The 7,397-nt window shown below is 62.3% G+C and carries 10 protein-coding genes; all 10 read right to left on the minus strand.

All coding sequences use genetic code 11. The annotated features are described in order from the left end of the window. Positions 1 to 200: 200 nt before the first annotated feature. Complete coding sequence (locus VNH11_21835) at positions 201 to 389, minus strand: hypothetical protein (protein ID HVA49019.1); 189 nt, start codon at positions 387 to 389, stop codon at positions 201 to 203. 124 nt (positions 390 to 513) lie between these two features. After that, positions 514 to 774: a hypothetical protein gene (locus tag VNH11_21840; GenBank protein ID HVA49020.1), complete on the minus strand. Its 261-nt coding sequence runs from the start codon at positions 772 to 774 to the stop codon at positions 514 to 516. Continuing rightward, positions 774 to 1,049, minus strand: coding sequence for a hypothetical protein (locus VNH11_21845; protein HVA49021.1), 276 nt, complete (start codon positions 1,047 to 1,049; stop codon positions 774 to 776). Before VNH11_21845 ends, VNH11_21840 begins: the two co-directional genes overlap by 1 nt. Before the next feature lie 82 nt (positions 1,050 to 1,131). Beyond that, a complete protein-coding gene (locus VNH11_21850; GenBank protein HVA49022.1) occupies positions 1,132 to 1,410 on the minus strand; it encodes an EndoU domain-containing protein in 279 nt (92 codons plus the stop codon). A gap of 161 nt (positions 1,411 to 1,571) precedes the next feature. Then, a complete protein-coding gene (locus VNH11_21855) occupies positions 1,572 to 1,964 on the minus strand; it encodes a hypothetical protein (GenBank protein HVA49023.1) in 393 nt (130 codons plus the stop codon). A gap of 72 nt (positions 1,965 to 2,036) precedes the next feature. Continuing rightward, complete coding sequence (locus tag VNH11_21860) at positions 2,037 to 2,447, minus strand: hypothetical protein (GenBank protein ID HVA49024.1); 411 nt, start codon at positions 2,445 to 2,447, stop codon at positions 2,037 to 2,039. Positions 2,448 to 2,454: 7 nt separating this feature from the next. Next, complete coding sequence (locus tag VNH11_21865; protein HVA49025.1) at positions 2,455 to 2,748, minus strand: PAAR domain-containing protein; 294 nt, start codon at positions 2,746 to 2,748, stop codon at positions 2,455 to 2,457. Between the two features lie 156 nt (positions 2,749 to 2,904). After that, positions 2,905 to 3,492 (minus strand): hypothetical protein, encoded by a 588-nt coding sequence (locus VNH11_21870; protein ID HVA49026.1) that lies wholly within the window; start codon positions 3,490 to 3,492, stop codon positions 2,905 to 2,907. 49 nt (positions 3,493 to 3,541) lie between these two features. Next, positions 3,542 to 6,391, minus strand: a complete 2,850-nt coding sequence (gene tssI, locus VNH11_21875; GenBank protein ID HVA49027.1) for a type VI secretion system tip protein TssI/VgrG — start codon at positions 6,389 to 6,391, stop codon at positions 3,542 to 3,544. 140 nt (positions 6,392 to 6,531) lie between these two features. Then, positions 6,532 to 7,314 (minus strand): papain-like cysteine protease family protein, encoded by a 783-nt coding sequence (locus VNH11_21880; protein ID HVA49028.1) that lies wholly within the window; start codon positions 7,312 to 7,314, stop codon positions 6,532 to 6,534. Between the last annotated feature and the right edge of the window lie 83 nt (positions 7,315 to 7,397).

Genomic DNA, 7,397 nt, shown 5'->3' on the forward strand with positions numbered 1-7,397 from the left:
CAGATCCCTTGCTTGAAGAGGTTTCGTTGGGTTGTAGGGTGGAAAAAGCGAGCTTGCGAGCGCCGGCCCACCGGATGCCAGGCGTCAGGCGCGACGACTAGCCACAATTCCCAACGCCGACACCACACTCGGCCCTTGTTGCGGCCGGCCATGATTCTAGTCCAAAATCGGGCGGTTGTCATGGAAAAAATGGTGCCGGGCTACGGCTTCACGATCAGGGCGTCGCTTCCGGGCGAGGACCAGGGAGCGAGGTGCGGAAGGCCCGGACCGGTAATCTGGAACAGATGGCCCTGGGCATCATGACGCAAGTGATAGATGCGACTGCCGCCGAACGAAACGGTGTAGTGGTTCGTCTTGTCCTCGTTCGGCCGGCGTCTGCAACGCCACAACGTGGTTTACTCGGCGGCCCGCGCGTTGCGTTGCGGAAAAACAACACTGTCGCTACGGCGAGCTTGCAACGTAACTCGCAGGGACGACGGGTCTTCCAACAGTCTTGAGGCCGCCAGCCATGACTCACTGGAATGCCAACTCCTTAACGATCCGCCGTTGCTTCGGATCAATGTGCAGAATCACAGATTTGCCCGCGCCGGGAGCCGGCTTTTGCTCATCCTGTAGATAAATCGCCCAGACGACGGCCAGTCCTTGTTTCGTCGATCCTCTGCGTTCGAGTCGATATTCGTCCCTTTGCCATTGTTTTTGAACGGCCAGATGGCGGACGGCAACCGCCTCCGCCTGGCCCAGTTCGGCGCATTCTCTCTCGTCGGTTCGGCTCATCACGATCTCGGATCACTTGGAGCGTATTGGTTCGCACCGACGGCCAATTGCATTGCGATCGCTTCTTTTTCCTGCAATTGCATTTGCCGAGCGGCTGCCGCCAAGCGCCCCCAAAACTCCGGTGTGGCGCCGCGATTCTTGCCGAGCCGGAACAATGTATCCCATGCCAGCTCAAGCTCGTTGTGATCGAGGAACTCATCAAACTCTTGGACCGTGCCAGACAAAAAACCCACCGGCACGGGTGACTTGCTGGCGTCTTCTTCCTGATAGGGCAAGAGAACGCGCGCGGAATCCAAACTTGCCCGCGCACGCTCCCACGCCCCAGTTAGATTATCCATCTCGTTACCCTTTTCCCGTCTAAGGATTCCGCGGAACGCCTTCCGGCCAGGCGGTAATGACGCCCTCGCCTCCGGGCTCGACAATCACCGTCGTCGGCACACCCTGAATGCTTCCTTGTATTTTGACACGCGGACCACTTGTTGGGATAGTGCCCTGCGGATAGTTTGCCGGATGATTGGCGATATCCGCGACGCCCTTGGCAATTTCGTCGTCGCTCAACGACGCGGGAAACTCGGATTTTCCGGGAGGCCCTCGCCCGTGCCCGTGGCCACCACCATTGGCATCGCCATCCAGAATATGTTTACGGCGCTTCTCGGAAAGTGGTACTTGTGGCGCCGCGCTGGTCTCGCGGCCCTGCTTCTCTCACAGCATCTTATCGTGCCGCCGCCGACTTTTCGACTACCCGTCCCTGGGCGCAGAACGCGGCGTCGGCGACCTCCTTGGCGAACCGGCGGACGTCAGCAGTTCAAGTGGATGATGCCGCCGTTGATGTGAATGTCGCCCTCGGTCTTGACGCGCATGCCCTGGCCGGCGATGAGCACGTCGCCGGCGCTGGCCAGGGTGGTGCCCTCGGCCGTGGCCACGTCGAAGCGGCGGCACTTCAGGGCGACGGCGTCGGCCGACTCCATTTCCAGCCGGCCGCCGCGCAGGCTGACGACGGCGCCGTTGTCGGTCAACGTGATTCGCACCTCGACCTCGCCGCCGGGCGAGCGGACTTCGAGTTCTTCGCAGCCGTCGGCCACTTTCAGCACCACCGAGCGGCCCGAAGGGAGCATGCGGTCCGCAGACAGGCGCGGCCCGAGTTCGTTTGCCTGGCAAGGGACTTCTTCGTTCAGGACTGGCAATTCCATGATCAACACCTTTCTGGGAAGGATTCAGACGGCCTGGGAAGGCCGCCCCACGGGGAGTTTTCAGGCAGGCGTTCAGCGCCGGCCCTGCGCACTGGGCGCCGGCGGCTGTTCCGACTTGACTACTTGCCGGAGGAGTTGAATCAGGGCGTGAACTTCCTCCGGCTTTGGCGCGTGCTCGGCCTCGAAGCGGTCGGCGACAGTGTCCAGGTCGCCTTCCTTTTCCTTGTCGCTTTCGACTTCTTCGCCGCGGAGACGCTTCAAGTAGGCTTCTTGCTCCGCCTGGACTTCAAGTCCTTTCTTCAAGGTTGCTGCGATTTCAGCCTGCATGTTCGGCATTTTCTGCTGAAGTGCTTTCACCTTGTCGGACATGCCGACGGGCGAAGTTCCACCAAAAAGGCCGCTCAAAGCGGACGGGGAGTTCTTCAGTTGCTCAAACAGTGCGTTCAAGTCATCAAGCTCAGACATGGGCTCGTCCTTCCACAAATCTCTGTCAAGGGCCGATCATTACCATCGGACAGCCCATCATAACCATCCCGCCATGGGCGGTGACGTCCATCATGCGCGCTGCCGGTTGGCCGCCGATGAGAACCATGGGCGAACCCATCATGATGACATCGGGAGGCCCGACACATACCGCCATGTCGCCCATCCGGGCGGCAGGCTGCCCGCCGATGAGCACCATGGGCCACCCCGGCGGCAAGATGGGGCCTCCTACGTGCGGCACGAGGACGGTCACCATGGGGCAGACGTGAAGGTCGCCCGCCCGGGCGGCTGGCATTGGCATGGCAGAGGCTCCTATAGGGTTGTGGTGACGATCTGCCCGGATGCTTCATCGGTCCACGAGTTCGCGCACCGACACCAACCCGAAGCGCAAGCGAGGTGAGTCCGTTGTCCTGCCTCGCTTGCGCTTCGGGTTTGTGTGGGCCGATGAATCATCTGGTTAGCGGCGCTGTGCGGTGCGACGCTCGTCTTCCGCGTCGGGTGCCCGAAGGTATTTGCGATTGGCGATGCTGATCCCGAGGGCCAGAAAGCGCTTCATGTTATCTTGAATCTTTGTGGGGTCGCCTTCCGTGGCAAGCGCGGCAAGGCTCACGCTCAGCGTGTTCGCGGTGAGGAGCGGGTCATGTCCGCCGCCGCTCCAGAAAATACTCATGGCAATGCAGCCAATGGGCGTCAAGAAGGTCGCGGCCTTGCCCGCGGCGCCGGCCGCCAGCCGGTTGGCCTCGCTCGGTTCCATCACCCACCGGAGCACCGCCTTGAGGGCCTCGGCTTGCTTCGGCTTCGCCATCGCATCGTTGACGGACCGCAGACATAAGCAGGCCCACCAGACGGCGTTTCTTTTGGCAAGCGTGTGCGCCTGGAAGCGTATCGCGTCGGGAAGTAAATTGTGGACGATGAGCCTGCCAAAATACTGCCGAGCAGTCAGACCTGAACGGAAAAACAATCGGCCATTTTTTCCCATCCCGATCTGGAGGCAGAAGTCCTCAAGGTCTGGAATTATTAGCTGGGGCTCCCAAATTGGCTGCATGACAGGCTTCCTCAGATGACCACCGGGCCTTCCTCGTTGGCGCCATTTACTATGCGAGAGAAATCAATCCGGTATGGGTATTAATCGTTCCTAATTTAACATTTCCAAAAAGCGTCTGTATGTCGTAGGTAGTTTCACCCGTTTGTTCTGACTTGAGCCCTTCATTTTTATGAATGCTGAGTAAATTGAGGGCTACGCGAAGGCTTGCATTTACGTGCAACTCGAGGGCAGCGGCGAGGCTGAAAATAAATCCAACCTCATAGTGCGACAGGCAATATTTTCCCTGGATCTCGGTGGTAGTCCCATCTTGGACATGCGTGTATCTGTGGCCCCCTATGTCAGTATGGCTGTCGCCGTCAATCGTGGCCCTGCTCGTGCCAGAGCCAGCACCACCATTCGTGTTCCGCACGGCGGTTTCGGCGCCGTCGCCAGGCGGCCCGTGTACGTGCGTGGTTACATCTCCGAAATAGTCAGTAGTGCTGGCTTGCCCAAGCGTGAAGACGCCGTCTGGACTCCCTGCAGATATAGATGTCCTGCTCCCTCCCCAAATCTCCGTTGTGCTGGCAACCGCGTTGAGGGCGGCCTGGGTCTCGGAGTCCGATAGCTCCACGGAATAGGGGAACTTTTGCCACGCCGCGGTGTCGGGGTCCGTCGCCATCGGGTCAGCTGATGCCTTATTATCCTCTAGTGGGTTCCCAGAACTGTCCGTCTTGGGCGGCACCCAGACCGGATTCCCGTTGGCGTCGGACTTCCAAGAGCCGGGGACGGTGTGGCCGCCCGAGAGGCCGTTGATATAGTTTTCATAGGCTGGCGTGTCCGGCTCCTTGAAAATTCTGGTATAACTGCCGCCGTGGATCACTGTCACGTTGCCATGCCTCACGTAAGTCGTCTTGCCTTGATCGTCGATGGTATCGTCAGACCCCTTCATCACCAATCTTATTTTTGAATGCGCGTCTCCCTTATCGTCCTGAAACGACGAATCATCGTCCTTTGGGTCTGGGGCGTCATTTGAGTCTATGCCCCCACCAGCGCCCGAGTTCAAGACAAGGCTCACTGAGCTCATGCGCGATGCGAAGCCGGTTGCCTCAGGGTCCACCGGGCCCGTCGCCGAGCCGTCAAACGGCCGGCTTAATTCCGGTGCGGGCAAGTGGCCGCCTCCGCCCGCACCGGACGCCGCTGCGGTCTGCGTCTTGGCAGCTTTTACACTTCCCTTGTCCCACGGGACTTTGACTCCGACGATCTCGCTATGGAACTTCCCCACCTTCACATGCTGATTGTTCTCGACGTTCTGGTGCAGGTCCGTCTCCGCGTGCAGCAGCATCCGCTCCTTTCCGAGCGCGCTTTCGAAGCGGAGCTCGCTGGCGTTGGCCGTGGCGCCGCGATGGCTGCGATGCACCACGCCGGCGAACGTCCGCTGCTCCGGCAGCTTGTAGGGCGGCATGTTCTCTTCGTTGTAGACCGCGCCCACGATGATCGGCCGGTCCGGATCGCCCTCCAGGAAGGCCACGATCACCTCCTGCCCGACGCGCGGCAGGCTCAGCGCCCCGAACCCCGCGCCCGCGGCGTACTGCCCGACGCGAATCCAGCACGAGCTGTCGGCGTTCTTCTTGCCGTGGCGGTCCCAGTGGAACTGCACCTTCACGCGGCCGTACTTGTCGCAGAAGACCTCCTCGCCGGGCGGGCCGACCACCACGGCGGTCTGCGGACCCTGCAGGGTCGGCTTGGGCGTAACGCGCGGCGGCCGATACGGCAGCCCGCGGGGAATGCAGGTGAAGCTGTTGCGGTAGCGAAAGTCCTTGCCGTCCTGGCCCGAACGATAGGCCTCGCCGAGCTGCGCGCTGTGCTGCACCAGCGTCAGCACGTAGTCGCCGTCGGCGTCGTAGTGGCGGTCGAGCTTGAAGCGGTGACCCGGCAGGAAATGCCCGATGTTGCCCGATCCTTCCAGTACAAGGCCGGGCGCCGCTTCCTGCTCCATCCGCACGCGCGCGGTGCGCTGGTTGTCCTGAAACACCTTCTGCAGGTCGGCCGTAGCATCGCCGCCGCCCTTGTCGATGCCGTCGAAGCGCTCGGCATAGCCGCCCGGATAGTGGTACACCTCCAGCTTGTCGTTGCCGTTCAGCCGGAACTTGTGCGCGATCTTGCCGGCCTGCACTTGGTCGATGATGGTCTGCTGCGCCTGCAGGTTATTGCTGGGCAGCTCGAAGGAATAATCCCGCAGGGTGAATGTGCCGGAACGCAATTCCTGGCTGCGCGTCCAGGCGCCGACGCGCAGGTCGGGCCGCGTGCCGCCTTGGACCTCGTCGTAGACCGCCTTCGGCTGCTGCGGCACCTCGGGGTGAGCGCTCGGGTCGTCGCCAAGCACCAGGGTGTGTTTGCCCTGGGCATGTTGGAAGAAGTAGAAAATGCCTTCGTCCTCCATCAGGCGGCAGGCGAAGTCGAAATCGCTTTCGCGGTACTGCACGCAGTAGTCGCGGGGGTAGTAGGTGGCCCGGAGCTGGAAGCTGACGTCCAGCCCTTGCAAGACTTGTTTCAGGATGTCGGGCACGGTCAGGTGCTGGAAGGCGCGCGTCTCGACCTTTTTGGTCCACAGCCAGAACTGCGGCACCACCTCGGCCCGGTAATGGAGGAAGGTGTCGTCGCGGCGGCCCTCGCTGAAGCGGCGGACGATGCCGTGGAAGTAGCGTTTGCTGTTGTCGGCCAGCGTCACGCGGACGGTGACCGACTGGCCGATGATCTTGTCGAAGGCGGCGGGGGACGCCTTGGGGGTGATCATTTCCAGGTCGAACTTGAACAGCTCGGAGATCGCCTCGCGGCCGTGGAAGCCGACGAGCAGCAGGGCGTCTTTACCGAGCGGAGTCTGCACTTCCAGCGGGTGACTGGCCTGGGTGTACGTGGACATGGCACTCTCCTGGCTTGATCGGCGGAACCAGCCCCCCTCGCAACCGTGCGAACGTGGAAGTTGACTCTAAGACATGCGCGCCCGGATTGCAAGCGCCTATTTTGCTTTTTTCGGGCAGTATTTTCCCGTTTGACGGATCGTCATACCGGCCGGTCGAGTGCGGCGTCACACCACGGGCAGAACAGCAGGTCCCACATCCGCGCAGGGCAGTTGCCGTCCAGACACCCGACGAGGGCGCTCGGCCGCAGGGGAATGTCCTTGCGGCAGGCCGGGCAAGGAATCACGAGCGGGATGGCGGCCTGACACGAGCGGCAGCGCGGGACCGGAGGATGGCCTTCCCAGGCCGTCTCGTGATTGTTGTCACTGGACGGCTCTCTGGACGGCCTGGGAAGGCCATCCTCCCGCGCGGCGCGCGACCCGGCGGCGCGACGTGCGATGAAGACGGCCAGGTTGCCGCTGACCTCGCGATTCGACGGGCCGGGGCGCCAAAGCTTGAGCCAGTCGGCGTGATCCAGCCGCCGCGCCGGGCCAAGCCACGGGTCGTGAATGACAACGCAATCCTCATCCACCGCCAGCACCACGCTGTAATGTCCGGCCAGGGAATTCAGCCCCTGGCGGTGGTTGACGATCGCGCGGACCTCTCCCTCGAGCGCCGCCCGCAGCAGGGGCAGCGCATAGCGCGCCTGGAGCGTGAGGGCGGCAAACCCGCGCCGCAGAGCGTCGGCACAGAGCAGGTACGTCCGGGCACAGGCATCGCCCTCGGCGACCGGCGGCGCGATGGCGGGCCAGACTTCCTCCTGAGAACACGCCAGGCCCAACGACCGATAGACCATGCACAGAGCGGCGGCCCCGCACATCCGCGGCGAGAGGGTGTTCACCTGGCGTTCATAGGGCAGCATCACGTCTAGCGCTTTGTCAGTCATCGATTGATCGATTCGGGGTGAGCGTCGGGTGGGACCAGCGAGCTGGCGAGCGCCGGCCCACCGTTGGCGACGTCGATTACGGT

The organism is Pirellulales bacterium (genome assembly GCA_035533075.1).
GTDB lineage: Bacteria > Planctomycetota > Planctomycetia > Pirellulales > JAICIG01 > DASSFG01.

Bases quoted from the DNA above. Each gene is read 5' to 3' on its own strand.
- tssI (HVA49027.1), bottom strand. From the start codon at position 6,391: ATGTCCACGTACACCCAGGCCAGTCACCCGCTGGAAGTGCAGACTCCG.
- VNH11_21840 (HVA49020.1), bottom strand. From the start codon at position 774: ATGAGCCGAACCGACGAGAGAGAATGCGCCGAACTGGGCCAGGCGGAG.
- VNH11_21855 (HVA49023.1), bottom strand. From the start codon at position 1,964: ATGGAATTGCCAGTCCTGAACGAAGAAGTCCCTTGCCAGGCAAACGAA.
- VNH11_21880 (HVA49028.1), bottom strand. From the start codon at position 7,314: ATGACTGACAAAGCGCTAGACGTGATGCTGCCCTATGAACGCCAGGTG.
- VNH11_21870 (HVA49026.1), bottom strand. From the start codon at position 3,492: ATGCAGCCAATTTGGGAGCCCCAGCTAATAATTCCAGACCTTGAGGAC.
- VNH11_21865 (HVA49025.1), bottom strand. From the start codon at position 2,748: ATGCCAATGCCAGCCGCCCGGGCGGGCGACCTTCACGTCTGCCCCATG.